The following is a 25,926-nucleotide window of genomic DNA, read 5'->3' on the forward strand; positions in this document are numbered from 1 at the left end:
CTTGACTGGGATTCGAGGAAATGCGATTCTTCAGTTGCTACATTGAAGAGAAGGCTTCCACGACGGCAACGTTTGGGGGCCTTTTTTCTTTTGCTAGGTTTCCTTTCCAATCAAAAAACCCTGACAGCTGTCAGGAGTTGCGTTTGTTTCTCGAACGAGTGAAGCGCTCGACAAGGTCGGGCAGCTCTTCCTCGATAAATCTTACGAATTCCGTGCCCAATTTGCCCTCGGCGGAGATTCGAACCTCTCCAGGCGATGTCGTAAACACACCCAGCCTGGCTCCCGATGTATCGGAAATCGCGATCTGGGTGTTGCGTGCCTCAGGCGGAGGCTTGATTGCCTTCAACGCCACCTGAAATCGCTGGTCGGAGGTTTCATTGGCCTTATTCGCGTCGGAGAGAGCGGCGCGCACCGTTTCAAGGGCGTTTGGAGCCGCGGAGATTGTCTTCGCCAGGTCCAGCCAACGTGGGCGGCCGACTTTCGGTGCCCTGCCGATCGCTTCGATGATATCCGCTGGAATCGTGCGATAGACGCTACGCATTCGCGCGAGCTCCGCATCCTCGATAGAAAGGGCAGCGTAGATGTGGCGTGCCTTGATGCCTGCATCGTCCATGCGCGAGGCAAACAGGGCGCGTTCAATCCATGTCAGATCCTGACGGCTGGCATTTTCAATACCCTGAGCTAGGACCAGGTCGAGATCGGAGATCTCGACCTCTATGGCACGAACGGTTCGGCCGAGCTCAAGAGCGGCGCGCCATCTGCGATGGCCATAGACGACCTGATACCGATCGCTTGAAGAAGGGTGTCGTCGAACCTGAATCGGAACCTTTTGGCCTTCCTCCTCAAGGGAACGCTTGAATCTCTCGAAATCCTGAGCATCGTCGTCGGGCAGGCGATCCGGATAAGGAGACGCATCGATCACATGAGGATCAAGGTCCTGTATCCAGCCTTCGCCGGATTCGACAATCGCACGCAGCCGATCTCGCTCCGCGCGTATGTCTCCGATTGCGCGATGCGCGGCGCCGATCACGCCAGCGCCGACGCGCCCCGATTGCGCGGGGGCAGGGGCAGAAGGCGTCGGATCCGCCGTGCTTTCGCTGCTTTCCAACTCGGCGGAAAGCAGGCCGAAACTGGCGACGATGGATTTTCTCGGGCTTTTGCTCATCCACGCCCCCAACTTGTATTGATGAGATGAACGATGGCTTCGTTGACGGCGTCTACCGCCTCGCGGGCGCGCTTGTGTGTGTCTCGGCCGATCTGCCCCATTTCAAGTTCGTAGAGGGAGCGCTTGGCAAGCCCGGCAGCCTCGACCGCGGTGCTCTCAATTGCCGTCGGCAAGAGGACATCGGTGCCGAAGAGATGGCGCAGCATCGCAACGACTTGCGATTGCGGCGCATCGTTCGGGTCGTGGCGCGTGATCAGATAGCGGATGAAATCCTGATCGAGCTGCGCGCCGCTTTCGTCGAGCACGCTGATAAGGTCGCCCATCATGAGCAGGAACTGGCTCATCGATGCCACGTCGAGCATGGCCGGATGCACCGTAATGATCATGCTTGTAGCCGCGTAGATGGCGCTAAGGGTCAGAAATCCGAGCGATGGCGGTGTGTCGAGGATGACGATGTCATAATCCTCTTCGACTTCGGCAAGCGCCAGCTTGAGGCGCTCGAAAAAGATGGCGCCGGAGCCGGATCTTTGGGCAAGAACGCGTGGCGTCTCGTGCTCATACTCCATGACCTCCAGGTTACCCGGAACGAGATCAATGCCGTCAAAATAGGTTTTGCGAATGATTTCGCGGATCGAGCGCCTCTCGGTCGCGTCGTATCTGAGTGCGGCATAAATGGTTTCGTTGGCGCCGACATCGATTTCCGGCTGAGCGCCGAACATAGCCGAAAGCGAGGCCTGTGGATCGAGATCGAGTGCGAGCACGCGATAGCCATGCAGCGCAAGATAATGTGCGAGGTGAACGCAAGTGGTCGTCTTGGCGCTGCCACCCTTGAAGTTGGCGATCGCGATCACCTGCAGATGTTCCCCCGGTCGCCGCCGAGGCAGGAAGCGAAGGGCTTCTGCCGGCTTCTGCTTGGCAAACAGCTCCCGCAATTCGTTGATCTGGGCAAGCGTGTAGACGCGATGGTTGTTTTCCAATCGGCTGGGAACTGGGCCGCGGCCTTCGCTCGACATCAGCTTCAGGGTCGAATCCGGGATCGAAGTCAGCTTGGACACTTCGTTGGTCAGGAACTGGCGCAGCATCTTCTCGGATTTCGGCGGATACATGCGCGTTCTGAGCTGCTGGAGCTGACCAGACAACACCGTTGCATGCCGCGCAATTTTGCTGGCTGCATTTTCCTTTGAAGGAGCTAAAGTCTCCGTGCGGTTCGCTATCGCCATTTGTCCCTCTTGGCGGCCTGTCGCCGGTTTGCCGACCTTTGCCCGCCAGAAGATAGAACACGATTCTGTCAGGCCGTCCAGAGATTAACGGTTAATGACTGGTTAACGTGTGACAGCTAAGACTCTGTCCTTCGCCACTTAATACGCTGCTTTTCCTATATTTTCTGCAGTAAGTCGCCGAAGATGGCCGCAGCGATGACTCACACCTTTTGATAGTAAGTGCGATTACCATCGATCGCCCGACGCCTATCCGGCTAAGATTAGCGACGATTGTCGTCGATGAGAATCACTATATCGGTCCGGGTGAGTCGACCCACAACGGGTGATCTCCCGCGAAATCTCAGCCTTCCTTCGCGGCCGATACAGGTGAAACGCATGGTGAAGAATCGCGTCGTTCGGCATCCGGGACGCCCGGGCGCGACAGTCTGCCTTTCTGCACCAACGGTTTTTCCCGAGGGTTTTCTCCTGGCCATCAGATGGTTTCGACATCGCCTTAGTCGAAGTATCGCGGAAATATCCGTTGTGGACGAATCATCACTATCCCTTGTCGAAAGGCGGGTCGGCTCTAGTTTGCGAATCATTAATGATTTGTGAGGGTTAGTGATTTTGAGTTATGATTGGAGCGGCGTCAGGACACGACGCATCAAAGCGATCAAGATGGCAGTTTCGGTGATGATCGCCGTTGCAATTCTCGGCACCCCAACAATGCTTTGGCTGCACGGTTCGTTTTGACCATCAAGCGGCTTGAACCGTCCGCTGACAACGTCGGGTAGGTTCATGTTTAGTGCCTTTCGGACAATGGGGTTGGAATGCATAACCCCATTGCCGGCGATGAGAGCGATCGCTTGCATCGCAGAACGCCGATGCGTCAGGCCTTTATCTCGATTGCCACTCGGCCTGCGAGCGGTCGAATTCCAGATTCTTCGATACATGATCGATAAAGCGGGCCAACAGGGGGCTCGTATGTTTGCGATTCCAGCAGATCCCAACCGGCCATCTTGCTTCCGGTCCTGAGAGAGACTGCTTGTGGCTGGACCCCGCCAATGCCTGCACACCACGCCAGGGCAGGAATGCCGCGCCGAGGCCGGCAGAAACGATGGCATGTACCGTCAGGATGTCGTCGGCATATTGGGCGGTGCGAGGCTCGAAACCGGCAAGCGCACACCAGCGTCTGATCTGGTCAGACAGTCCCGGTCCGCGCGATGGCGAAAGTGCCACGAAGCCAAGCTCATTCAACTCCGCCAGCCGATCCTGGGCCGGTACGGTCACCTCAATTGGAAGCACCAGGGCCAGACGCTCTTCGATGAGGGGCGTGAAAGCCAGGTCGCTATCTTCCTCCGGTGCCCGACAGAAACCGATATCAAGCCGGCCGTCGAGCAGGCGCCGATGCTGCTCCCGCGAAGGCAGGTCGTTGAGCGTGATGCTGCAATCCGGCGTTGCCGCACGAAAGCCGGCGATCAGCCGCGGCGCGACGGCAAGGGTCGATATTCCAAATCCGATATCGAGGTATCCGGTAAGGCCAGCCATGGCGCGATGCATCTTGCGGTCGACATCGTCGTTCAATTGAAGAAGCGGCCGCGCTTCGCGCTGCAGAAGTTCTCCAAGAGGCGTGAGTTTGGCGCCATGGCGGCCGCGTTCGAACAACGCTCCGCCCATTGCCGCTTCCAAAGCCTGAATCTGCTTGGTCAGGGTCGATTGGGTGACGAACAGTTTTGCCGAGGCCTTGCCGTAGTGGCCGGTGTCGATCAATTGAATGAAGGATCGGAGGAGCTTTATTTCCATTCTGTCCAGGAATAATTTCAATCGATAAAGTCATTTTACGAAAGAGAAGCCACATGGTCAAATTGCTTCATGGCGAAAGGAGCAATCGACATGGCGCTCAAAATTTCATCCGTGCAGTTTCAGCATCGGGCCAATGACAAGGCCTATAATCTCTCGCGCATAGAGCATTTTACGGAAGAAGCCGTTCAGGCTGATAATCAGCTCGTCGTCTTTCCTGAGATGTGCATCGGCGGATATTGGCATGTTCCCAAGCTCGATGGTCCCGCGCTGCAGGCGCTGGCGGAGCCGCTCTCCGGTCCATCGATCAACCGGGTAGCCGCCCTGGCGCGGGTGAAGGGCATTGCGATCGGTGTTGGCTTCCTCGAGTTGGGTGAAAACGGAAAGCTCTATAACAGCTATGCGGTTTGCATGCCGGATGGGAGCGTCTATTGCCATCGCAAACTGCACGCCTGGGAGCACCGCCTTATTTCCAGCGGCGATGCCTTCACGGTCTTCGATACACCTTGGGGAATTCGTGCCGGCATCCTGATCTGCTGGGACAACAATCTGGTCGAGAATGCGCGTGCCACGGCACTGCTTGGCGCCGAATTGCTGATCGCGCCGCATCAGGCCGGCGGCGGCCATTCGGTTAGTCCGCACGGGCTGAAGCGGATACCGGTCGAAAAATGGATCAATCGCCACGAAGATCCGGAGGCGATCGAGGCCGAATTTCGAGGTCCGAATGGCCGGGAGTGGTTCATGCGCTGGCTACCGTCGCGCGCCCACGACAACGGAATGTTCCTCGTCTTCAGCAACGGCGTCGGACAGGATGAAGACGAGGTGCGCACCGGCAATGCCATGATCCTCGATCCCTATGGTCGGATCCTGGCCGAAACCTGGGCGGCCGCCGATGCGAGGGTGAGCGCTGAAATCGATCTGGCATTGCTCGACAAGTGTACGGGCCAGCGCTGGATAAGAGGCCGTCGCCCGGAACTCTATAGTATCCTGACACAACCCAATGCCAACGGTCTCGCCCCAATGGACGCGCGTTACTCGGAAGCGTCTACCCGCACCAGCGGGTAGGGTTGATTTCCATATGCCTGGCCGTCGTCTATTTACCCGTCGTTTCTTCGAGATCGGCATAGACCAGATAGCGAAGTGGCCCCGAGGTCATGGCGTCGAAGGGAAAGCAAGTCGCCAGCACGAGATGGACGCCGCGCGCATCGGGGTCGATCTCTGCTTCATCCCAGCGGGCAACGGCCATGTGGGTCACGCGGAAGGTGAAGATCTGGCCATCGCTGCGCGCGATGCGGAGACGGTCGTTCTCCCTGATATTTCTCAGGAAGGTAAAGTGAGTATCGCGGTGCGCCGCATAGACGGCCGTGCCCTCTTCGCCAGCCTGCGGGGTGTTGTCGAGGTGGCCGGGGCCGAAGGCAAGCGCCTGGCCGCTTACGCCCTTGAGCGCGATGGCGGAAACGCCAAGGCGCGGAACTTCGATACGCGCCACCGGCCACGTGTCGGCCCAACTCCAGGGTTTGACCGGTGTTCCTGATATCACGCTTTCGGCAAAGGCGCGCTCCAGGAGAAGCTGCGCCAAGGCCGCTTTGGCATAGATCCATCCTCCCTGTGCGGCGAGGAAGAGACCGGCGGCGATGAGAATGCCGGCCGCAAAAGTCAGAAGGGAGCGCGCTGGCGCGCTCCCGATGGTTTGGAGGCGAGTGGCGACGATCATGCCCGGTTCCTTCGCAATGCGAGGAACAGCAGCGAAGCCCCACACAGAAGAGCAAGCAATCCCTGAAGAATGAGAAGCATTCCCGGCGTTGCGGTCTGAGGTAGCGGAACGCTGGTCTGAGCCGGTGCGGAGATTGGCTCGAGCTCCGCATCGCCATCGGCGCTCTCCGACTTGTCGGCTGCCTGCTGATGCCTGGTGTCAGCCTTCGCATCCCGCGTTGTACCGATGCCGAGAAGCTTGTTGTAATCCCAGCCTGCGGGAAGCTGCAATGGAATGTCGGCCTGTGTCAGCGGCGCGTTTGTCGGCCGCAGACGCTTGGTATCGACGGCGAGGAGACTTGTGAGACGTGTGACCAGATGATGGTCGAGCGCCAATTGCAAGATGCGCTTGTCGGCATCGGCCTGCGAGATCTTGCCTAGCGTGAGATTGACCTCGGCATCGTCGATCTGGCGCCCTGCCCAGATCTTGGAGATGCCTTTGGCATTGCTTGCCTGATCGAGCGGCAGGGAGATCGTCCAAGGGCGGTCACCGATCTTGCCGCTGACGGTCAGGGTTCCGGCTGCTTTTCCCATCCGGGCCGCCAGAACGAGCGGTTCGCCATGGTAGATGTCGGGGAGGAGATTGGGCGACAGGCTGGCATTCTTTTCCGAAAAGGAAGCCGCGACATCGGTGACGGCCGGATTCTCCAGCCTGTCGAAGAGGGCGCGCATGCGCTCGTTCACTTCGGCGACCGAACCGATGTGGGTGAAGCTGCCACGGCCAAGTTCGGCCGCGCGGCTCATCAGGTAGGTGTTCGGCGCCGAGCCGATGCCGACCATGAAGATGCGAGAGCGTCCACGCAACTTCGCGATCGCATCGAGAAGCTGCTGCTCGTTGCTGACTTCGCCGTCGGTCAGAAACACCACTTGGCGCAATCCGTTGGCCTGGTGGCTATCGTCGAGTGCTGCTTGAAGCGGCGGCAGCATTTCCGTTCCGCCTGCAGCTTCCAAGCCGGTGACGAAGCGGCGGGCCGAACCGATGTTTTCAGCCGTCGCCATGACCGAATCGGGGAAGAATTTGGTCATCGTGTTGTCGAAGCGGATAACGTTGAAGCGATCGTTCGGCTCGAGCCGGGACAGGGCATAATCGAGGCTCGCCCTTGCCTGTTCGATCGAGGTGCCGCCCATCGACCCGGAATTGTCGATGACGAAGACCACTTCGCGACCCGCCTTCTGCGGCGTTGCCACCGCCGGCGGCATCACATAGGCAAGCATATAGTCATCCTTGCCGACATGCTCGCGGAAGAGACCGACGCTCGGCATATTGCTTGCGATCGCGCTCCATTCGAGCACGAAGTCGCGATCGGCAGTCGCATCACCCTCCAGGACGATCCGGCGTGCGCTATCGCCTATTTTGTCGATCTTGACCGCGTGATAAAGGCTTTTGACATCATCGAGCGGAAAGCCGGCGTCGAGATTGACCTTGAGGGTGACAGGGTTGGCGCGGTCGCCGCCGGGGGCCATGAGCGGCGCGGAGATGGGCTGGTCGCTGCCCTTGCGCGATGGGCTCTGTTTGGTTTGACCCCAGCCGGCTTTCAGATCGGCCTGCTGGGTGATGGGCGATGCGCCCTGCGGGCTGTAGCGCGGCGCGACGACCAGCGGCACCCGCAGGGAGAAGCGGCCATCCGTCAGGCGGACTGACTGCTGATATTCGATCTGAACGACGATCTTTTCATGCGGGCCAATATTTGCGACCGTATTGGTGAAGACGTTTGGGCGCTGCTGTTCGACCAGGGATGCCTTTTTTCCTTCCCTACGCGCCTTCTCGTATATGGCGCGCGCAGCCTGCTTCTCCTTGATATCGGCGACGACGACCCGGTTGCCGACGATCATCTTCAGGGAATAGACGGCACTGTCGTCCGGAAGGGGAAATACATAGAGGGCTTCGACCCATTTGTCGGTCGTGTTCTCGAAGGCTTGGGTCAGGACTGCGCGTGTCGTCGGGCCGTTGACATCGAGATCGACATCGGTCGCAAGGCGGGGTGCCTCGATATATTTTCCGTCTTCGTTGGTCTGAAGAAGAAGGCTGCCCGCGCCCATCTCGTTCGGAGTGACGAAGGCTGCCGGTTGCGCGTGCGATTCCAGGGGATGCAGCAGTGCGAAGATGACGGCAAGCACCGGCAGCAGGATGGCATTGCTGAACCAGAGCAACAGGCCGAATCTGATGAGGACATTTTGCCGCTTCTGGTAGCGCGAGACGTGTGGCGAGGCTGACATGACAGGCTCCTTGTTCGCTGTTGGAATGACTGAAGCCATTGTGAACAAAGGCTATTTTCTCGCCAGCGTAAGCTTTGCCCTGTTTCGTCCGCATCTTGCCGCAAACGGTCTTGCCGGTTACGGCCATGTGTGGAATTGTGAAGAAAATTACGCAAACAGGAAACGAAGGAATGGTCCAGGGCGACCCCTATTTGTCCGACAGCCAGAACAGCGCCGTAGCGGCGCGGGTTCGCGAGGAGATCGCCAGACGGCGCATTTCCAGGCAACGTCTTGCCAATGATGCCCGCATCAGCCTTTCGACCTTGGAGAAGGCCCTTTCCGGCCACCGGCCCTTCACGCTCGCGACCCTCATTCGGCTGGAACAGGCGATGGGCGTCGTCCTGCGGGAGCCGGCTGGAACGCAAGCGCCTGTCGTCAACGACAGGCCCGGTCATGCTCCTGAAGAGCTTGGGGCCTATTCCCGCGCCTCAGTTTCCTGGCTGGAAGGCACCTACCTGACGCTTCGGCCGTCCTTCGGAGATGCGAAGGCGATCTTCGCCTATTGTACCGAAATCGCCTGGGATGGAGAACGGACCTGTCTGAGTTTCCGGGAACGCGAGCGCAGCGACGCCTCGTTTTCACAGCAGGGCTCGGTGTCGGTGCCGCACCTGTCGGGACATATCTATCTGGTGACGAATTCGTCCGGGCAATATCGCATGGCGATATTGTCACGGCCCAGTATCACCGGCGAAATGTTCGGTCTGCTGACGACATTACGCGCCGGGCAGGGGTCGCACCTCACACCCGTCTCGACGCCGCTCGCCCTCCTGCCTATGTCGGCTTTCGCGCAGCCGTCGCTCGGGCGCGTCCAGGCGGGCGATCAGAATCACGAGGCATACTCGGCCATCATGCACAGAATTACCGGAGAAAATTACGCCGGCTTCGTCGGTTAGCGACGCTCTTAGCGGGCGTCGTGAAAGATGATGCCGACAGTGTGGCGCATGCCTGAGCGGACCCGGCTTACCCCGTGCCTGAGATTGACACGATAGTTCCCTTTCGATCCCCGTATAGGCCGGTTATGGACCGCAAAGGCGACGGCGTCGCCCTGTCGAAGCGGCACGACTTCCACGCGGCTTTGCATGCGCGGCCGCTGCTCGGTCAGCACAAACTCGCCGCCAGTGAAATCCCGTCCCGGCTCGGAAAGCAGAATAGCCACCTGAATCGGAAAGGCAAGTTCGCCATAGAGGTCCTGATGCAGGCAATTGAAGTCTCCCGGCACATATTGCAGCAGCAACGGCGTCGGGCGCCTCTGACCGGCCTCATGGCATTGTCTCAGGAAGGCGGCATGCTCACCGGGATAGCGTTCTGCGACGCCCATGCGTTCGTTCCACCGGTTTGCGATATCGGCGAGATGAGGATAGAGCGCGGTGCGCAATTCACCGAGAAGCCCCGGCAGCGGATAGTTGAAATAGCGGTATTCGCCTCTTCCGAAACCGTGGCGCGCCATGATGATGTGGCTGCGGAAATGACGTTCCTCGGGATAAAGGCCGGAGATTACATCGCATTCATCGGGCGCGAGAAGCTTCGGAAGGACAGCGCAGCCGAAGCCGTCAAGTTCTCCCGCCAGCGACGGCCAATCATAGGCGTCGACCCGGGCCGCAATGGGGCTTTCCAAGGAACTTGGAGCAAAAGTGGAGATCGATGTGTTCATGTTCATGTCCTCGGTCTAGGCGGGCTTTCGAGGTCCCTGGATGCCGCAATAACCTGAAGCCTAGCGTCCGAACGGCAGCGGCGGCCACCCGATTTCCGATGAGCAGCTCACACGAATAGGTCTCGTCCGGCTACATTGCGATACAATCGAGCCGCTTCCTGAAATCTCGCGGATACAATTCGGGGCGATCTTTTCCGGATTATCCGTCAGACGGGAGTTCAAAATGAAGCTAGCATTCCTTGGCGCATTTGCCGTCTCAACCCTTGCCGTCGGCATCGCCGCTTCCCAATCGGCAGGCTCCGCCACGCCGCCAGAAAATGCCTCGCCGATCTACGGCGTGACCATCCCGGAAGGCTACAGGGACTGGAAATTCATTGCGCCTGCGCAGGAGGCTCCGCCGCTCGACGAACTTCGCGCCGTGCTCGGCAACGATATCGCCGTTGACGCTTACAAAAAAGGCACGCTGCCTTTTCCGGATGGGTCCATCCTCGTCAAGCTGGCCTATAAGCGCAAGCAATCGACGGAGTTCGCACCGGCAACGGTGCCGGGAGCGCCGACGACGGTGCAGGTCATGGTGAAGGATTCCAAGAAATATACCGATAGCCACGGCTGGGGTTTCGGGCGGTTCGTCGATGGCAAGCCGGTTGATATTGCTCAACATGAAACCTGTCTCAGCTGCCATGTAGGCAACGTCAGGGATCACGACTACGTCTTTACGCGCTATGCGCCGTAAGGCGCTGCAACGCGATTAAGTGAAATTTGCCGGCCTTGTCTCATCATATCGCGGCCGGCCGGCTATCCATGGTTTCTCCTCCCGCCAGGATAGCCGCCCCTATTTTACCCATAGACGAGCGCTGCTTCGAGCATGTAGCCATCAAGCCGCTTCCATCATCATGGAAGCGGAACTTCGTAAGCCCGCGCCATCTCTATGGGGTCGCCGCAGGGCTTGGCAGCCCCGCATTGCGTCATCTGCCACCCCAAGATTCTCCAAAAATTCTTCTTCACTGGCTACTCGGCCAAGTTCCATATTTTTCGGGTGCATTTTGCCGCTGGCAAAGTCAAAGCGCAGAGTTCTGTATTCCATTGTAGCCTCGGTCGATCCGGACACGGAAGGATACAATTTGGCTGGGTTGGGGACACAACCGGGATACACGCCGAAAGCAAAACTTCGCGGCATTCAACAAACCTCCCAAACTTTTGGAGATTCTGATGTCGCCTTTATCCTTCTCAATGAATAGACGCACCTTTGTGACTGCGGCTGCCGTCGCGGGAGCAGCGTCGCTCTTGAAGCCTGGCATGTCCTTTGCCGCATCGGACGCCTTGCCTGACGGTGTGAAGCCGTTCAAGGTCCATATACCCGACAGTGCAATTGCCGAGTTGAAGCAAAGGCTTGCGACGGCACGCTGGCCGCTCAAGGAAAATGTCGCTGACGATTCCCAGGGTGTGCAACTCGAACGTCTGCGTGATCTCGTCGGATATTGGGCCGACGGTTATGATTGGCGAAAGGTGGAACAGAAGCTCAATTCCCTGCCGATGTTCATGATCGAAATCGATGGGCTGGATATTCACTTCATTCACGTGCGCTCCCCACACGAAAACGCAATGCCGCTGATCATGACCCATGGTTGGCCGGGCTCGGTTCTGGAAATGCTCAAGGTGATTGATCCCTTGACGAATCCGACAGCGCATGGCGGCAGCGCCGAAGACGCCTTTCATGTCGTGGTGCCGTCTATCCCCGGTTTCGGCTTCTCCGGCAAACCCAGCGTCCGTGGATGGGGCTCCGATCACATCGGCCGTGCTTGGGGCACGCTGATGAATCGGCTCGGATATGAGAAGTTCGTCTCGCAAGGTGGTGATTGCGGCTCGGTCATCTCCGAGCGCATGGCGCATCAAAAGGTGCCGGGACTGCTGGGCATTCATCTCAACATGCCTGCGATCGTTCCAAAAGAAATCGTGCCGATTTTGGCTGCAGGTGCCCCGGCGCCCGCAGGTCTCACTGCGGACGAACGGGCTTGCTTCGACAAGCTCGCGATTTTCTACCGAGACAGCGCTGCTTACGCGCAAATGATGGTTACGCGTCCGCAGACGATCGGTTACTCGCTCGTCGATTCACCGATCGGAATGGCCGCGTGGATGTACGACAAGTTTGCCGAGTGGACGTATAGCAACAAGCAGCCGGAAAAGGTTCTCACTCGGGACGAGATGCTGGATGACATTTCTCTCTATTGGTTCACGGAGACCGGTACCTCGGCAGCCCAGATCTATTGGGAAGACCACACCAACAATTTCAACGCTCTCGAAAGGATCCCTTCCGTGCCGGTCGCGGTTAGTGTCTTTCCGGGAGAAATCTATCAGGCACCCAAATCGTGGACGGAGCGTGCCTTCGGCAATCTGATCTACTTCAACAAAACCGAGAACGGCGGGCATTTTGCGGCCTGGGAGCAGCCGGCGATTTTCACCAACGAAGTCAGGGCGGCATTCCGCTCGCTGCGTTAAGCGAGCCGAGGCTTCTGACTCGGTGAAAGCACTGCAGGCGAGCGATGCCCCACGCTCGACTGCGGAAGAAGGGGAAGCGAATAGCGTTCCACCTCACAGCAAATAACGGATTCTGGCGGATTTGTTCCAGGCGACTTTAGGGATAGCAGAGTCCTTACGCAAAAGCGCTGCGGCGGGCCGAAAGCGACCCGATACCCATCAAGGCGGCGAGGATAACCGGGATGCAGACAAGGTAGGCCGTGCGAATCCCCGCATGTTCGGCAACGAATCCCAGCAGCGGCGGAGCCAGGAAGAAGACGACAAAAGACATTTGTCCAAGCGCTGCAACATTGACATGGGCCGGTCGGTCGGTGCGCTGGGCGGCCGCCGAAACTGCAAGCGGATAGACCGCGCTGCAGCCGGCGCCCATGAAGGCAAAGCCAAGGAGTGCCATATTGGGGTGCGGTGCCAGCCAGACGGCGCAGAGGCCGGCGGTCGAAAGGAGTAGCAGCGCGAGCGCGACGGCGCGTGAGCCGAAGCGATCGACGAACCGGTCGGCAAACAGTCTTGCCAGCGCCATGAAGAAGGTAAAGAGCGTCAGTCCGAGACCGCCGATGAAGGGCTCGACGTGAAAGACATCGCGCATGTAGATCGCCGACCAGTCGATGCCTGCACCCTCGACCAGGAATGCCGCAATGCCGATGACGCAGAGAGGCAGCAGGCCGACTGTTGGCAGCGCGACATGCCCGGCTTCCGGGTGATCCTGTGCCGGGCGGGCGGGTGCATTGCGCATGCCGGCAATGACAAGCGAACCCACGATCAGGACGAAAGTGAATGTCAGGGCGAGGTGCAGCTGCATTGAAATGCCGGCCTGGCGTATCGCTGACGATACGAGCGCGGTGACGAAAAAGCCGAGGCTCCAGAAACCATGGGCGCGGTTCATCACCCCCCGGCCGAGCTGCGCCTCGATGCGATCGATTTCGACGTTAAGGTTGATTTCCAGCGCACCGGCCAGCAGGCCCTCGCAAAGCAGAACGGCAAAGACCAGGGGAGCAACGCCCATCCAGGGCACGAGCGCAAGGGATGCGGAGGTCCCGAGCACGGTGATGAATGCCGTCTTGCGCGCGCCGAGCCGCGCAACGATAGGGGAGGCGAAGGTGAGCGATATCAGCGCACCGATGGCCGCGCCGATCAGTGTCAGGCCGAGCTCGGATTTGTCGATCTGCAAGGCATCCTGCAAATCGGGAAGGCGCGACAGCATCGCGCCCATCGAGACCGCAAAGAGGAAGAAGCAGACATAAATTCGCTGCTGCGGTTCAAGACGCATTTCGATGCTCCGGAGAATCTGAACACGAGAGATGGAAAGGGTCTATCCGAAAGCAACCTGCGCTGGCAATACGAAGACTCTTAATTCATCAGACAAATTAGGAGTGTGGGCAAATTCGGCAAGTGTGGCGCAGCCGATCAGAAACAAAACCTGCGACTGGACAAATAAATTTGCCGACCTAACTCAGCCGGGCAGGACACGCATAAATCGCATCGCGCTCCATTTTTCATGCTTCGTCAACGGATCAGGAAACGGCAGATCAGATATGGGATTAGCACCGCTCACGAGGCCGACGGGCCAGACGCCGCAAACGGATTTGAACAGCTACAGGCTGATACCGCTCTCCAGTTGCCCGATTCTAGGCAGCGGTGCAGAATCGGGACTGCCGTCCGGCGTCGTTTTTTCCGGCCGGTCCTTCGAAGCGGCAAGCGACAACGCCCTATCCTGCTGCGGTCGCTATAACCTGAGGAACAGCCTGCATCAGGGCGTAGCCGCAATTGGCGATGACGGACATCTGATCTTTGCCGTCAACAGCTGGGTGAGCGGACAGCGCTGCACGGTCATGGGTGCCTTCGATCCCATGGGCAAGCCAGTTGCGCCGACCAAACCGCAGCAGGATTTGCTTGGAAAATATTTCCAGTCGCCCGAGCGTCCCATCGTTCTCGATTCAAAGGCGAAGAGCGACATCGGCTTCAAGACGAATGGGCTCAATCCGAACGTCGGTGTCTATGTCGGCAACAAGACGATCATCTTCGACGTCAAGGCACGGTCGTCGGATGGTAAGACCGAAGGCAGCGCCACGATCACGACTGATTTCAACGGCAAGGTTCAGGATCAACTCTACGAGCTGTCGACCAAGGGTAACAATTCGTCCCTGAGTGGCAGCTATGAACGCAAAGGCACCCAGACAGCGGAGAGCCTGAAAGCATCATGGGACAAATGGTCCTTGGAGGGCAAGCATTCCCGGGATGGCACAAGCAGGAACCGCGAGCTCAATCTTTCTTATCGTGCTACGGACAAGATAACGATCAAGGCCTCCTGGAGGCCGGACGTGAAGCCGCCATCTGCGCCTCCGCGCATAACCGACTATTCGATCTTTTCAGCCACCAACCCTAACCCGCCGCCGGCTCCTCCGAACTATAGCAACTATATGATTACGCTCGAAATTAAACTACCCTGAGCAAGGCTGCTTAAACTGAGTTGAAGCCGTCTGCGGCAAAAGACCGTAGACGGCTTGATTTTAGCGGGCAGGGCATCGAGAAATTTTGACGCCTGATACGGTGGCCAGCGGATTGATCACGCGCCGCAATTTGCCGGCAGCGACGACGGCTTGCGCGTGCCGATCAACACCAGCGCCAGGCCGGCGACGGCCAGCAGGCCTCCGGCGATCGAGACTGCTGCATAGCCGAAACCAAGGCTGATGACGGCGGCACCCGTTGCGGCCCCAAGGGCATTGCCGAGATTGAAGGCTCCGACATTGATGGAGGAGGCAAGGCCCGGCGCTTCTGCCGCTGCTTCCATGACGCGCATCTGCACGGGCGGAACGATGGCAAATGCTGCTCCGCCCCAAAGAAGCAGGCCGATGGCGGCTCCTGCATGGGTGATCATCGCCAATGGCAGCGCGAACATGATGGCGGCGAGCAAGGCCAGGAAGATCTTGGTCGCGCCGTCGAGCGACCAGTCGGCCAGTCGACCGCCAATCCAGTTTCCGATCGTGAAGCCAATGCCGATCAGGACCAGTCCAAGGGTCACGAAGCTATTGGATGCGCCGGTGAGTTCGGTGAGAGCCGGAGCGACATAGGTATATAGCGAAAACATCGCGCCTGCACCCATGACGGTGGTTGCCATGGCAATGAGCACGGTGGGATGGGTGAGCACGGCCAATTCCCGCCTGACATCAGGCATCGCACCGCGCTCGCCTTTCGGAAGAGCGACCCAAAGCGCTGCGATGGCGGCAATACCGATCAGCGCCGTTCCTGCGAAAGCCATGCGCCAGCCGATCTGCTGACCAACCCAGGTTGCGGCCGGCACGCCGCCGATATTGGCGATCGTCAGCCCCATGAACATAGCGGCAACGGCGCTTGCCTGCTTTTCCTTCGGCACGACGCTTGCCGCCACGACGGCACCCAGACCAAAGAAGGCGCCATGGTTAAGGCTGGTGACGAGCCGGGCAAGCAGCAGCGTGAAGTAGCCCGGCGCCATCGCCGACATGAGATTGCCGATCGTAAAGATGCTCATCAGCAGCATCAGCGCCGTGCGCTTGCCGAAGCGGCTGAAGGCGAGCGTCATGAAGGGGGCACCGACCATGACGCCGATCGCATAGGCACTGATGAGGAGGCCTGCCGTCGGGATCGAAACATCCACCCCCCTGGCGATGACCGGAAGAAGGCCCATCGGCGAAAACTCGGTCGTGCCGATGCCGAAGGCGCCGATCGCAAGCGCGAGAAGCGCCCATCGGGCGTGAGTGGATGTTTGAGCCTTTTGGGCCGTCGAAATCTTGGCGTCCATGTTGAAACTCCTTAGGTGTCCCATTCGGGGGCGAGGCCTGGAGGGCTGACGATGCGGCCATCCGGGCGGGCGAGAGCGGCGATGGCGGCGATATCCGCCTCATCGAGATTGAAGTCGAAAATCGCGATGTTCTCTTTGACGCGCTCGGGATTGGCCGTCTTGGACAACGCGATGTGGCCCTGCTGGATCAGCCAGCGAAGACCGACCTGCGCGGCGCTCTTGCCGTATCTGGCGCCGATCCGCTGCATCGCCGGATCCTTCGGTACAGCGCCGTCGGCCATGCCGTAGTAGGCGGTGATCGCAAGACCGCTTGCCCTTGCGGCTGCGACGAGCGCGTGCTGGGGCAGATAGGGATGGATCTCGACCTGATTGGTCACGATCGGCGTGCTGGAAAGTCTGACCGATTCCCGCATCTGCGCGATATTCTGGTTGCTGACGCCAACAAAGCGGGTCTTGCCGGCGGCCTGGACGGCATTCAGCATTTCGATCTGCTCCGCGATCGGAACCTTGTCGCCCGGCCAATGCAGAAGGAGAAGATCGACGCGGTCAGTCTTCAGCCTGTCGAGGCTTTCGTCGACCGAAGCTGCGAACTTCTCGTTGCTGTAATTGTCGACCCAGACCTTGGTGGTCAGGAACAGTTCGTCCCGTCGCGCGCCGGCGGCCTGGAGGGCCTGTCCAAGCGCTTCCTCGTTCTGGTAGATCTGTGCGGTGTCGAAATGACGGAAACCGGCCTCCAGTGCGGCGGGGATGACGCGTTCCACTTCCGCGTCCGACATGCGGAAGACGCCGAAGCCGAGCGCGGGAATTGCAGCGCCCTGGGCGGTAACGGTGAGCATCGAAAACTCCTTTTTGAATACCTCGGCGGCTGTGGCCGCCCTGAATGGGTGACGCGCCGGATTTGAAGGCGCAATCTCTTCGGCCTATGAAATAGAGAGAGCATACGCACTTGATAATTGGGTAGCTTTTCACATTATTTGTGAAATTAAATCAAAAATTGGTGCTCCATGGACAATCGCGTCGGCGAGATGCAGGTATTTCTTCGCGTGGTGGAAGCAGGCAGCTTTTCCGAAGCGGCCCGCCTGCTGCGCATGACGCCGTCCACCGTCAGCAAGCTGATCTCGCGCATCGAATCCAGGCTCGGCGTGCGGCTTGTCGAACGTTCGACACGACGGCTATCGCTGACCTTGGAGGGCCGGATCTACTATGAGCGCAGCCAGGCCCTCCTGCATGATCTCGACGAGGTGGAGCAGGAGTTGGCGCAGGGGGCGACGACGACGGGCGGCACTGTACGGGTCAACATTTCCGTTGCCTTGGGCGTGCTCGGGCTTGAACCGCTCTTACCGGAATTTTGGCGGACCTACCCCAATGTCGTCGTCGATCTCTCGCTGTCCGATGAAATCGTCGATCTTTATCTCGACCGTACCGACGTTGCTTTTCGGGTTGGAGCCTTGCCGGCTTCAGGCATGATCGCGCGCCGCATCGGCATTGCCCGCCGCAAGATCGTCGCCGCGCCCAGCTATCTCGATCGCCATGGAACACCGCTGACCGTCGAAGATCTGTCGCGGCACAATTGCCTGGGGTTCAATTTCCGCCGTCTTGCACCCGTCTGGCCGGTAAGGGAAAGCGGCCGCATCGTCGATCGCGCCATGACGAGTTCGCTGCTCGCCAACAATGGCGAAACCGTGCGGCGCATGGCGCTGGCAGGCGTTGGGCTTGCCCGCATGGGTGATTATCACGTCCGCGCCGACATTGCTGCCGGCCGTCTCATCGAGGTGCTCGCCGATGTTGTCGAGCCGGACGAGGAGCAGATTCACGCAGTCTTTCTTGGTGGCGCGCGCATGCCGCAGCGCGTGCGCGTCTTCCTCGATTTCGTCGTGCCGCGCCTCCGGCAATTCCTTGATGGGGAAGCCTGAACGGCCTTGGTAGGGATTTAATCCCGACCATGCTCTGTGTCGGCAATCCGCCACCGAGACGTCGGCGGGCAGGGATCACTGCAGGGGACGCGATATCGCGCCGGGTCGAGGCCGGATCGACAGATTTTCGTCTTCCTGATCAGTCTCGAGGCGCTGCAGGATCGGGCAATGCGGACGATGGTCGCCCTGGCAGGAATTAACGAGCATGGTGAGTGTGTGCTCCATGTCCTGCAGGTCGGCGATCTTTTTTTTCAACGCTTCGATATGGCCCTGAGCCAGGCGCTTGACCTCCACGCTCTGGCGGCTTTCGTCGCGCCAGAGTTCCAAAAGCTCGCTGATTTCCGCAACAGCAAAGCCGAGATCGCGCGCACGGCGGATGAAACGCAGCATATGCACGTCGGTGTCCGAATAGTCGCGATAGCCCGATGCCGTTCTGCCGGCGGCCGGAATGAGGCCGGTCTCTTCGTAATAGCGGATCATCTTGGCCGAAACGCCCGATGCCTTTGCTGCCTGTCCGATATTCATGAATGTTCTCCTACACAAGACAGCCGGCCCCTTCGGGCCAGCTGCATTCGATTGTTAGTTGATGACCCTAAAGCGGCGCAGCCGCAGCGCATTGCCGAGCACGAAGACGCTCGACAATGCCATGGCCCCGGCAGCGAAGACCGGCGAGAACAGGATGCCGAAGGCCGGATAGAGCGCGCCGGCGGCGACCGGGATCAGCGCCGTATTATAGGCGAAGGCCCAGAACAGGTTCTGCCTGATGTTGCCGATCGTTGCCTTGGACAGGGCGATGGCATTCGGCACACCCTGCAGACTTCCCGACATCAGGATGACATCGGCCGCTTCGATGGCGATATCGGTGCCCGTGCCGATGGCAAGGCCGACATCGGCCTCGGCCAGAGCCGGTGCGTCGTTGATGCCATCACCGACGAAAGCCACCTTGCCGTGCTGGCGCTTGAGGCGGCGCACCGCCTCCATCTTGCCGTGCGGCAGCACTTCGGCCACGACTTCGTCGATCCCGAGCCGTGCGGCAATGGCCTTCGCCGCGCGGGCATTGTCGCCGGTGACCATCGCCACTTTCAGGCCAAGATCGTGCATCGCCTTGATCGCTGCCGGTGTCGTCGTCTTGATCGGATCGGCGACCGCAATGATTGCGGCGAGCTTGCCGTCGATCGCCGCATAAAGCGGGGACTTGCCCTCGTTGCCGAGGCGCTCGGCGGCTTTAGAGAAGATTGCGACGTCAAGCCCAAGCTCGGCCATGTAGCGGTCCGCACCGATCTGGATGCGCTTGTCATCGGCCTTGGCGCTCACGCCGAAGCCCGTCACCGATTCGAAATCCGACACGCTTGGCAATGCCAGATCTTCGGAAGCGGCTGCCTCGACGATCGCGCGGGCAATCGGATGCTCGGATTTTGCCTCGACCGCCGCCACCAGGCGCAGCACGTGAGAACGGTCAAAGCCTGCTGCCAGTTCCAGATCGGTCAGTGCCGGCTTGCCTTCCGTCAGCGTGCCCGTCTTGTCGATGGCGACAACGCTTGCGTCCTTGAGCAGCTGCAAGGCTTCACCCTTGCGGAAGAGCACGCCCAGTTCAGCGCCGCGGCCCGTGCCGACCATGATCGATGTCGGAGTGGCAAGTCCCATGGCGCAAGGGCAGGCGATGATCAGCACGGCAACCGCGTTGATGAGCGCAAAGGTGAGGGCAGGTGACGGACCGAAATAGAGCCAGGCGGCGAAGGTGACGGCAGCCACCACCATCACGGCAGGTACGAACCACATGGTCACTTTATCGACCATGGCCTGGATCGGCAGCTTCGACCCCTGTGCCTCTTCGACCATGCGGATGATCTGTGAAAGCACCGTGTTGCCACCGACGGCCGTCGCGCGGAAGGCAAAGGCGCCCTTCTGGTTGACCGTGCCGCCAACAACCTCGCTGCCGATCGTTTTCAGGACCGGGATCGGCTCGCCGGTGATCATCGATTCGTCGACATAGCTCTCGCCCTCGACCAGCTCTCCGTCGATCGGAACCCGCTCGCCGGGGCGAAGCTCGACGATGTCGCCGGAAACGACCGAACCGATCGGCAGATCGACGGCCCTGCCGTCGCGCCGGACGCGCGCCGTCTTGGCCTGTAGCTTCACCAGGCGCTTGATCGCTTCGGAGGTGCGCCCCTTGGCCCGGGCTTCGAGCAGTCGGCCGAGCAGGATGAGCGTGACGATGACGGCGGCCGCTTCGAAATAGACATTGATCGTGCCCGATGGCAGCAGGCCGGGCGCGAAGGTCGCAACCAGCGAATAGCCATAGGCGGCCAATGAGCCGACGGAGACCAGCGAGTTCATGTCGGGCGAAAGGCGGAGGAGCGCCGGCAGCCCCTTTTTATAGAAGCGGATGCCGGGAACGAAGAGGACGAGCGTCGTCAGTGCAAGCTGGATGTACCAGCTCCGTTGCATGCCGATCGTCTCTGCGATCAGACCGTGGACGCCGGGAATGAGGTGCGATCCCATCTCCAGCAGAAAGACCGGCGTCGTCAGTATAGCGGCGACGGTGAAATCGCGGGTGAGCTCTCGCCGTTCGGCATCTTTCTTCTGCGCGCGTTCGGCTTCTTCGTCTCCTCGGTCGACGCTTATGATTTTCGCCTCGTAGCCGGCGTTCTCGACCGCTGCGATAAGGCTTGCGGCGTCCGCCGACCCCTTGATCGTGACCCGCTCCGTCGCAAGATTGACGGCGGCCTCACTCACGCCCGGCACGGTCTTCAGAGCCCGTTCGACGCTGCCGACGCAGGAGGCACAACTCATGCCCTCGATCGAAAGCTCGACGGAACCTGTGGCAAAGGTGAAATTCTCCGGGACGGAGTAGCCGACATTTTCGACGGCCCGAACGAGTTCTGCCTGATCGATGCCTGCCTGTGCCGTGATGCTCGCCTTTTCGGTGGCGAGATTGACCGATACCGCATCGACGCCTGGAACGTTCTTCAAGGCGCGCTCGACGCTACCGACACAGGATGCGCAAGTCATGCCCTCAATGGGCAGGGATATGACAGTCGACAAATCCATTGGCCGAACTGAACTATTCATGGGAGGTCCTTTCACGCTCCGGAATCTGAATGTGAAGGGAAGGTGAGGCTTCCAACCATTGGAAGGTCAATAGCATTTTTTTCGCCGGATGACACTTGACCTTACCATGGTTGGAAACTCCATTTTGAGCGCCGTGAGATCGAAACCAAGGAGAATTCTCATGGAGCTTAGAATTGAAAGCATGACCTGTGGCGGCTGCGCCAGATCTGTCGCCAAGGCCATTCAAACCGTCGATCCCGACGCCAGGATCGAGGTCAATCCGGATGCGCGCACCGTCAAGGTCGAGACGACTGCCTCTCAGCCGGCCCTCCAGCAGGCTCTCGAACAGGCCGGCTATCCGGCAGTCGCGAATTGAGCGGTTCAGATCCTGAACACGCTGCTCCTGACCTTCATCGACGCAGGCCCGCCGACCGTGCAGAGCCGGCGGAGGACGGCTCTTTGAAGCCGCCTTCGACACAGAGACAAAGAGCGCGATACCTTGGTGAGCGGCCTTCTGGGTGTATCGTTTCCAGGTGAGCAAGAGGAAGCAATCGATGTACAGACGTAATTTTCTAGCGGGGCTGGCGGGCCTTGCGATTTCCGGACGTGCCTCGGCCCAGATGATGCACGACATGGGCAGCATGAACGGCACTCACAACATGACGCCTGCGGCCGGCAACACGCCCGTCCTGCCGGAGGGGCAGCCTCTGCGCGAGTTGCCGCGCTTGAGGAACGAGGCCGGCGAAGCCGGTTTGTTCAAGGCAAGGCTTACCGCCGAGCGGGGGCTTGCTCGCTTCGCCGAAGGGCTCGATACGCCCGTGCTCCTCTACAACGGCGGAAATCCCGTGGTCGAGGCCTATGAGGGCGACAGGATCGAGATCAGCTTCAGGAACGGCATTCCCGATGAGCCAACGACGGTTCATTGGCATGGGGTGCCGGTGCCGGCCGATCAGGACGGCAGTCCCATGGAACCCGTCGCTTCGGGCAGCGAGCGCATCTATGCTTTCGATCTTCCGCTGGGCAGCGCCGCATCCTATTGGTTCCATCCCCATCCGCATGGTCTTACCGCCGCGCAGGTCTATCGCGGCCTCGCAGGCATCTTTCTGGTCAAACCCAAGGATGACCCGATCCCTGCCGAATATGGCGATACGATGCTGATGTTCACCGATCTTCGGATCGCCGAAGATGGAAGCATGCCGGCGAGCAACATGATCGATCTGATGAACGGGCGTGTCGGCGATCATGTGTTGGTCAATGGCCAGAAAAATCCGGTTCTGGCCGTCGCCAAAGGGGAAAAGCGTCGCCTGCGCCTCCTCAACGCGACAAATGCGCGATTCCTGCGGCTGAGATTCGAGAATGCCACCATGGTGCTCGTCGGAACGGATGGCGGCCTTATCGAGGCTCCCATCAGCATAGACGATTTGCTGCTTGCGCCCGCCGAGCGCGTCGAGCTCATCATCTCCTTCGACAGACCGGGAGCGGCAAAGCTTGTCACGCTCGACTATGAGCGTGGGTGGATGGGGCCGGGCAAGCCCGATGAGGCCGGCATGACCTTGCTGACGGCAAGTGTTTCAGAGGAAGCTGCACCTGTCGCGCCGCCGCTTCCCGCGAAGCTGCGCACCATTGATGGCCTCGCGGAACCGTCAGCCACGCGTCGCTTTGTATTGACGGAATCCATGGAAGGCATGGAGATGAAGTTCCTCATCAACGGCGCCAGTTTCGATATGACGCGCGTTGATGAAGTTTCGAAGGTCGGACAGGTCGAGCTCTGGGAAATCGTCAATCAAGCGGATATGGACCATCCGTTTCATGTGCATGGGACGCAGTTCCAGCTTATCGAACGCGAAAAGGACGGCGCGGTCACCAAGTCATCCTATCGGGCCTGGAAAGACACCGTGAACGTCGCCGCCGGCGAGACGGTACGCATCCTGCTGCGACAGGAATTGCCGGGGCCGCGCATGTATCATTGCCACATCCTCGAGCATGAAGATCTCGGCATGATGGGCATGATCGACGTTAGGGCCTGACAAGCTTCATCATTGATTGCAGCCGAGGAAGGAGAATTGATATTGTCCTTCCCTTTATCCTTGAGTCTCGAAGACTGCGCCCGATGAGGTTGCCGCGTCAATGCCGATTGAAGGTTGAGGACGATTTCGCCTTTGCCGGTGTGAGTATGATGTTCTGGTCTTGCGCAAACAGCGGGTTAGGCGCTTTTATGTAAGCGCGTCCTACTGCAGCGAAGGTGTTCGCGGCGGCCTCGGAGGAGGGCCTTATGCGATCTCGCAGTGGATGCCAAATTGTGCTGACGGTGGCATTCAAGGGGAGGACTCGATGGCCGCTAATCATCAGACGCAATACCGCGAACGCGTGCGCTCTGCCCATCAGGCCGTTGCCTTAATACCATCGGGCGCGAAGATCGCCATGCCGATCGCTGCCGGCCAGCCGCCTGCCATCCTTGCGGCGCTGGCCGACCGTGCGCGGGCTGGCGCGGTGGACAATGTCCGGCTTTACTACCTGCTTTGTACAGGCGTCGCCGGCTCCAGCGTGCTCGACTTCGACCTGCGCGATCGCATCGTTCCCATGAGTTATTTTCATGGAGCGGTGGATCGCGCCCTGGATAAGCGGCGAATGGCGGAGATGCTGCCCGCCGCCGAAATCGTGCCGTGCCATTTCAGCCAGGTGCCGCGCTCGCTGGTGGAGCATGTCGGCGTCGATACGTTGATCGCTACCGTCTCGCCTATGGATGAGGACGGGAATTTCAGTCTCGGCGCCAGCACGGATTATGCCCTGGCGGTCGCCCGCAAGCCCGGCGCTCGGCTGATCCTTGAAGTCAATCCCAGCATGCCCTACGTGCGGGGCAATTGCATGATCCCGGTCTCGAGCGTCACCGCGCTTGTCGAGAACGACGCAAGCCTGCCGGCGCTCGCTGCCGCGCCTCGCTCGGAAGTCGATGATGCGATCGGCGCCATCGTCGCGGGACTCGTGAACGATGGCGATTGCCTGCAGATGGGCATCGGTGCGCTGCCTGACGCTGTTTGCGCCGGTCTCTCACAGCACCGCCATCTGGGCATCCATACCGAAATGATGACATCGGGACTTGCCGCCCTGGTCAGGGCTGGCGTGGTCGACAATAGCCGCAAGCAGATACATCTCGGGCGAACCATCTTCACCTTTGCGCTGGGAGATAAGCCGCTTTACGACTTCCTGAACGATAATCCCGATGTCGAAGCGCATCCCGTTGACTATGTGAACAATCCGTTCGTCATCGCGCAAAATGACCGCATGGTGTCGGTCAATGCGACGCTGCAGATCGATCTCAATGGCGCGTGCAATTCCGAATTCGTCAATGGAAGGCAGTTCAGCGGCTCGGGCGGGCAGGTGGATTTCGTCCGAGGCGCCTACGGCTCACGCGGCGGCCGCTCGATCATCGCCTGTCATGCGACGGCGGCCAAAGGAACGCTTTCGCGTATCGTTCCAACGCTGACAGGTCCAGTAACGACGTCGCGCAACGATATCCATATCGTTGTCACGGAATATGGCTGGGTGAACCTTAAGGGAAAATCGGTGGCGGAGCGGGCAAAGGCGATGATTGCGCTTGCCCATCCCGATTTCCGGGAGGAGCTGGATCGGGCCGCCCACCAGGCGGGGTTCTATGCGCCGGATTGACGTAACATCGTTGATCTTGCATGGAGATAAGAAGGACCCGGGGAAATCGGATCCTTCCGGCTTTGATCGGAGGTCAACCGATCGATGGGAGAAGCCTGATGGATCGGTACATCAGGCTTCCCGTCCCTGGTCCCAGGGGACCAGGGAAATCGCTCTTAGAAGCTACGCTGGAAGCGCAAGATGCCAGCCCACTGATCCTGGTTCACAGAATCGAAATTGGTGTAGGAGACTTCCGGCTCGATGAGCAGGTTCTTGACCGGGTTCCACTTGACGTTGGTGGTTGCGGCAAAGATCTTGGAGTCGGTATAGGCGAGCATTTGTTCAGGTTGTCGCCGTCCGTGTTCCAGCCGCCCATCAGGAAGGCCGAGAAGGTACCGAAGTCGGCATCGACACGAGCCTTGATGGCGCCTTCCGACTTGATGGAGTCGTAACCGCCGACGACCTTGAAGCCCCATGCGCCAGACTTGAAGCCAGCACCGGCAACGACGTCAGGAGCGTAGTGGTTCGCCTTGTCGTCGCTTGCCCAGCTCGCGCCATAACCAGCGCCCGAACCGCTGGAGTTGCTGTCTTCGAGCGAGACGACAGCCGTGAAGCCATTGCCGGCATCGTAGCTATAGGTCAACTGGTTGAGTTCATACGGGCCGTCATAGATCACGTCGTCGTTGATGACGTCGCCGGCATAACCGATGTAGTAGTTATACTGCGAATCGGCCTTACCGACGAGGAAGCCGCCGAGGCTGATGTTGGCGAACAGCAGCTTGCTGGAGGTCGAATTGCCTTCCTGCCAATCCCAACGGATGACCGTGTTGGTCTTCAGCGGGCCGTATTCGGTGTCGGTCGCGGTGTCGAGACTCAGCTGGGCGCGGGTATGCCACAGAGTGCCGTTGTGACTGTTGGCATTATAGGCATCGTACCACTTGCCTTCGGTACGGACCATGCCGCCGACCTTGAGGCAGGTTTCGGTTCCGGGAATGAAGAAGTAACCTGCACCATATGCGTCGCAGATGCGAACGTATTCCAGCGGCTCGGGCTCAGCAGCGACGATCGCGTCAGCAGCATGAGCACCGGATACTGCTGCCAGCGCAGCAGCGGAGCCGAGAAGAGCTCTTGATGTTCATTTTAAACTCCTTGTCGTAATTATTCCTACGTAATCCAAGGAGCGA

Annotated in this window: 22 protein-coding genes and 1 pseudogene; 9 read left to right on the forward strand and 14 right to left on the reverse strand. The window is 59.6% G+C overall.

Going from position 1 to position 25,926, the window contains the following annotated elements; all coding sequences use genetic code 11:
• Positions 1-130 precede the first annotated feature (130 nt).
• The 4 genes from repB to PH558_RS26595 form a co-directional block, all read right to left on the reverse strand.
• Positions 131-1,165, reverse strand: a complete 1,035-nt coding sequence (gene repB / locus PH558_RS26580) for a plasmid partitioning protein RepB (RefSeq protein ID WP_095438556.1) — start codon at positions 1,163-1,165, stop codon at positions 131-133.
• Positions 1,162-2,385, reverse strand: a complete 1,224-nt coding sequence (gene repA, locus PH558_RS26585; RefSeq protein WP_285207445.1) for a plasmid partitioning protein RepA — start codon at positions 2,383-2,385, stop codon at positions 1,162-1,164. Before repA ends, repB begins: the two co-directional genes overlap by 4 nt.
• A gap of 611 nt (positions 2,386-2,996) precedes the next feature.
• Positions 2,997-3,236, reverse strand: a complete 240-nt coding sequence (locus PH558_RS26590) for a hypothetical protein (protein ID WP_158225484.1) — start codon at positions 3,234-3,236, stop codon at positions 2,997-2,999.
• 25 nt (positions 3,237-3,261) lie between these two features.
• A complete protein-coding gene (locus PH558_RS26595) occupies positions 3,262-4,167 on the reverse strand; it encodes a LysR family transcriptional regulator (protein WP_285207447.1) in 906 nt (301 codons plus the stop codon).
• Between the two features lie 90 nt (positions 4,168-4,257).
• Between PH558_RS26595 and PH558_RS26600 the strand changes: the two genes are divergently transcribed.
• Positions 4,258-5,229 (forward strand): nitrilase family protein, encoded by a 972-nt coding sequence (locus PH558_RS26600; RefSeq protein ID WP_285207451.1) that lies wholly within the window; start codon positions 4,258-4,260, stop codon positions 5,227-5,229.
• 28 nt (positions 5,230-5,257) lie between these two features.
• Here the strand turns inward: PH558_RS26600 and PH558_RS26605 are convergent, their stop codons facing one another.
• Complete coding sequence (locus PH558_RS26605) at positions 5,258-5,878, reverse strand: class GN sortase (RefSeq protein WP_285207453.1); 621 nt, start codon at positions 5,876-5,878, stop codon at positions 5,258-5,260.
• On the reverse strand, positions 5,875-8,133 hold the full coding sequence (locus PH558_RS26610) for a marine proteobacterial sortase target protein (RefSeq protein WP_285207456.1): 2,259 nt from the start codon (positions 8,131-8,133) through the stop codon (positions 5,875-5,877). The genes PH558_RS26605 and PH558_RS26610 overlap by 4 nt, the downstream gene beginning before the upstream one ends.
• A gap of 170 nt (positions 8,134-8,303) precedes the next feature.
• On the opposite strand from PH558_RS26610, the gene PH558_RS26615 reads away from it, so the two are divergent.
• On the forward strand, positions 8,304-9,065 hold the full coding sequence (locus tag PH558_RS26615) for a helix-turn-helix domain-containing protein (RefSeq protein ID WP_285207458.1): 762 nt from the start codon (positions 8,304-8,306) through the stop codon (positions 9,063-9,065).
• Between the two features lie 8 nt (positions 9,066-9,073).
• Here PH558_RS26615 and PH558_RS26620 read toward each other — a convergent pair whose 3' ends face one another.
• A complete protein-coding gene (locus tag PH558_RS26620) occupies positions 9,074-9,823 on the reverse strand; it encodes a 2OG-Fe(II) oxygenase (protein WP_483314191.1) in 750 nt (249 codons plus the stop codon).
• Between the two features lie 223 nt (positions 9,824-10,046).
• On the opposite strand from PH558_RS26620, the gene PH558_RS26625 reads away from it, so the two are divergent.
• A complete protein-coding gene (locus PH558_RS26625; RefSeq protein ID WP_095438551.1) occupies positions 10,047-10,556 on the forward strand; it encodes a cytochrome P460 family protein in 510 nt (169 codons plus the stop codon).
• A gap of 141 nt (positions 10,557-10,697) precedes the next feature.
• On the opposite strand, the gene PH558_RS26630 is transcribed toward PH558_RS26625, so the two are convergent.
• Positions 10,698-10,907 (reverse strand): hypothetical protein, encoded by a 210-nt coding sequence (locus PH558_RS26630; protein ID WP_285207464.1) that lies wholly within the window; start codon positions 10,905-10,907, stop codon positions 10,698-10,700.
• A gap of 125 nt (positions 10,908-11,032) precedes the next feature.
• On the opposite strand from PH558_RS26630, the gene PH558_RS26635 reads away from it, so the two are divergent.
• Positions 11,033-12,319, forward strand: a complete 1,287-nt coding sequence (locus PH558_RS26635) for an epoxide hydrolase family protein (protein ID WP_285207465.1) — start codon at positions 11,033-11,035, stop codon at positions 12,317-12,319.
• Positions 12,320-12,473: 154 nt separating this feature from the next.
• On the opposite strand, the gene PH558_RS26640 is transcribed toward PH558_RS26635, so the two are convergent.
• Positions 12,474-13,625 carry an MFS transporter gene (locus tag PH558_RS26640; protein ID WP_285207471.1) on the reverse strand — a complete coding sequence of 384 codons (1,152 nt, stop codon included), beginning with the start codon at positions 13,623-13,625 and terminating at the stop codon, positions 12,474-12,476.
• 265 nt (positions 13,626-13,890) lie between these two features.
• Between PH558_RS26640 and PH558_RS26645 the strand changes: the two genes are divergently transcribed.
• Complete coding sequence (locus tag PH558_RS26645; RefSeq protein WP_113409918.1) at positions 13,891-14,805, forward strand: hypothetical protein; 915 nt, start codon at positions 13,891-13,893, stop codon at positions 14,803-14,805.
• A 116-nt stretch (positions 14,806-14,921) separates the two neighbouring features.
• Here the strand turns inward: PH558_RS26645 and PH558_RS26650 are convergent, their stop codons facing one another.
• Together PH558_RS26650 and PH558_RS26655 are read right to left on the reverse strand one after the other, a co-directional pair.
• Complete coding sequence (locus tag PH558_RS26650; protein WP_285207485.1) at positions 14,922-16,133, reverse strand: MFS transporter; 1,212 nt, start codon at positions 16,131-16,133, stop codon at positions 14,922-14,924.
• Positions 16,134-16,144: 11 nt separating this feature from the next.
• Positions 16,145-16,969, reverse strand: coding sequence for an aldo/keto reductase (locus PH558_RS26655; RefSeq protein ID WP_285207489.1), 825 nt, complete (start codon positions 16,967-16,969; stop codon positions 16,145-16,147).
• Between the two features lie 168 nt (positions 16,970-17,137).
• Between PH558_RS26655 and PH558_RS26660 the strand changes: the two genes are divergently transcribed.
• On the forward strand, positions 17,138-18,046 hold the full coding sequence (locus PH558_RS26660; RefSeq protein WP_285207497.1) for a LysR family transcriptional regulator: 909 nt from the start codon (positions 17,138-17,140) through the stop codon (positions 18,044-18,046).
• Between the two features lie 75 nt (positions 18,047-18,121).
• On the opposite strand, the gene cueR is transcribed toward PH558_RS26660, so the two are convergent.
• Both cueR and PH558_RS26670 read right to left on the reverse strand, forming a co-directional pair.
• Positions 18,122-18,571, reverse strand: coding sequence for a Cu(I)-responsive transcriptional regulator (gene cueR, locus PH558_RS26665; protein ID WP_113409912.1), 450 nt, complete (start codon positions 18,569-18,571; stop codon positions 18,122-18,124).
• Positions 18,572-18,625: 54 nt separating this feature from the next.
• The gene (locus PH558_RS26670; RefSeq protein WP_285207516.1) at positions 18,626-21,118 is read right to left on the reverse strand and encodes a heavy metal translocating P-type ATPase; all 2,493 of its coding nucleotides are present in this window, start codon (positions 21,116-21,118) and stop codon (positions 18,626-18,628) included.
• 160 nt (positions 21,119-21,278) lie between these two features.
• Between PH558_RS26670 and PH558_RS26675 the strand changes: the two genes are divergently transcribed.
• The 3 genes from PH558_RS26675 (at position 21,279) to PH558_RS26685 (ending at position 24,763) form a co-directional block, all read left to right on the forward strand.
• The gene (locus PH558_RS26675) at positions 21,279-21,473 is read left to right on the forward strand and encodes a heavy-metal-associated domain-containing protein (RefSeq protein ID WP_095438542.1); all 195 of its coding nucleotides are present in this window, start codon (positions 21,279-21,281) and stop codon (positions 21,471-21,473) included.
• A gap of 178 nt (positions 21,474-21,651) precedes the next feature.
• On the forward strand, positions 21,652-23,124 hold the full coding sequence (locus tag PH558_RS26680; protein ID WP_095438541.1) for a multicopper oxidase family protein: 1,473 nt from the start codon (positions 21,652-21,654) through the stop codon (positions 23,122-23,124).
• Between the two features lie 304 nt (positions 23,125-23,428).
• Positions 23,429-24,763 (forward strand): acetyl-CoA hydrolase/transferase family protein, encoded by a 1,335-nt coding sequence (locus PH558_RS26685; protein ID WP_095438540.1) that lies wholly within the window; start codon positions 23,429-23,431, stop codon positions 24,761-24,763.
• Between the two features lie 155 nt (positions 24,764-24,918).
• Here PH558_RS26685 and PH558_RS26690 read toward each other — a convergent pair.
• Positions 24,919-25,881 (reverse strand): annotated as a pseudogene (locus tag PH558_RS26690) (porin).
• Between the last annotated feature and the right edge of the window lie 45 nt (positions 25,882-25,926).

Source organism: Rhizobium pantanalense (genome assembly GCF_030182525.1).
GTDB lineage: Bacteria > Pseudomonadota > Alphaproteobacteria > Rhizobiales > Rhizobiaceae > Rhizobium.

Excerpts from the sequence above, each read along its gene's own strand:
- repB (WP_095438556.1), bottom strand. The coding sequence starts at position 1,165 with ATGAGCAAAAGCCCGAGAAAATCCATCGTCGCCAGTTTCGGCCTGCTT.
- repA (WP_285207445.1), bottom strand. The coding sequence starts at position 2,385 with ATGGCGATAGCGAACCGCACGGAGACTTTAGCTCCTTCAAAGGAAAAT.
- PH558_RS26590 (WP_158225484.1), bottom strand. The coding sequence starts at position 3,236 with ATGCAAGCGATCGCTCTCATCGCCGGCAATGGGGTTATGCATTCCAAC.
- PH558_RS26595 (WP_285207447.1), bottom strand. The coding sequence starts at position 4,167 with ATGGAAATAAAGCTCCTCCGATCCTTCATTCAATTGATCGACACCGGC.
- PH558_RS26600 (WP_285207451.1), top strand. The coding sequence starts at position 4,258 with ATGGCGCTCAAAATTTCATCCGTGCAGTTTCAGCATCGGGCCAATGAC.
- PH558_RS26605 (WP_285207453.1), bottom strand. The coding sequence starts at position 5,878 with ATGATCGTCGCCACTCGCCTCCAAACCATCGGGAGCGCGCCAGCGCGC.
- PH558_RS26610 (WP_285207456.1), bottom strand. The coding sequence starts at position 8,133 with ATGTCAGCCTCGCCACACGTCTCGCGCTACCAGAAGCGGCAAAATGTC.
- PH558_RS26615 (WP_285207458.1), top strand. The coding sequence starts at position 8,304 with ATGGTCCAGGGCGACCCCTATTTGTCCGACAGCCAGAACAGCGCCGTA.
- PH558_RS26620 (WP_483314191.1), bottom strand. The coding sequence starts at position 9,823 with ATGAACACATCGATCTCCACTTTTGCTCCAAGTTCCTTGGAAAGCCCC.
- PH558_RS26625 (WP_095438551.1), top strand. The coding sequence starts at position 10,047 with ATGAAGCTAGCATTCCTTGGCGCATTTGCCGTCTCAACCCTTGCCGTC.
- PH558_RS26630 (WP_285207464.1), bottom strand. The coding sequence starts at position 10,907 with ATGGAATACAGAACTCTGCGCTTTGACTTTGCCAGCGGCAAAATGCAC.
- PH558_RS26635 (WP_285207465.1), top strand. The coding sequence starts at position 11,033 with ATGTCGCCTTTATCCTTCTCAATGAATAGACGCACCTTTGTGACTGCG.
- PH558_RS26640 (WP_285207471.1), bottom strand. The coding sequence starts at position 13,625 with ATGCGTCTTGAACCGCAGCAGCGAATTTATGTCTGCTTCTTCCTCTTT.
- PH558_RS26645 (WP_113409918.1), top strand. The coding sequence starts at position 13,891 with ATGGGATTAGCACCGCTCACGAGGCCGACGGGCCAGACGCCGCAAACG.
- PH558_RS26650 (WP_285207485.1), bottom strand. The coding sequence starts at position 16,133 with ATGGACGCCAAGATTTCGACGGCCCAAAAGGCTCAAACATCCACTCAC.
- PH558_RS26655 (WP_285207489.1), bottom strand. The coding sequence starts at position 16,969 with ATGCTCACCGTTACCGCCCAGGGCGCTGCAATTCCCGCGCTCGGCTTC.
- PH558_RS26660 (WP_285207497.1), top strand. The coding sequence starts at position 17,138 with ATGGACAATCGCGTCGGCGAGATGCAGGTATTTCTTCGCGTGGTGGAA.
- cueR (WP_113409912.1), bottom strand. The coding sequence starts at position 18,571 with ATGAATATCGGACAGGCAGCAAAGGCATCGGGCGTTTCGGCCAAGATG.
- PH558_RS26670 (WP_285207516.1), bottom strand. The coding sequence starts at position 21,118 with ATGAATAGTTCAGTTCGGCCAATGGATTTGTCGACTGTCATATCCCTG.
- PH558_RS26675 (WP_095438542.1), top strand. The coding sequence starts at position 21,279 with ATGGAGCTTAGAATTGAAAGCATGACCTGTGGCGGCTGCGCCAGATCT.
- PH558_RS26680 (WP_095438541.1), top strand. The coding sequence starts at position 21,652 with ATGTACAGACGTAATTTTCTAGCGGGGCTGGCGGGCCTTGCGATTTCC.
- PH558_RS26685 (WP_095438540.1), top strand. The coding sequence starts at position 23,429 with ATGGCCGCTAATCATCAGACGCAATACCGCGAACGCGTGCGCTCTGCC.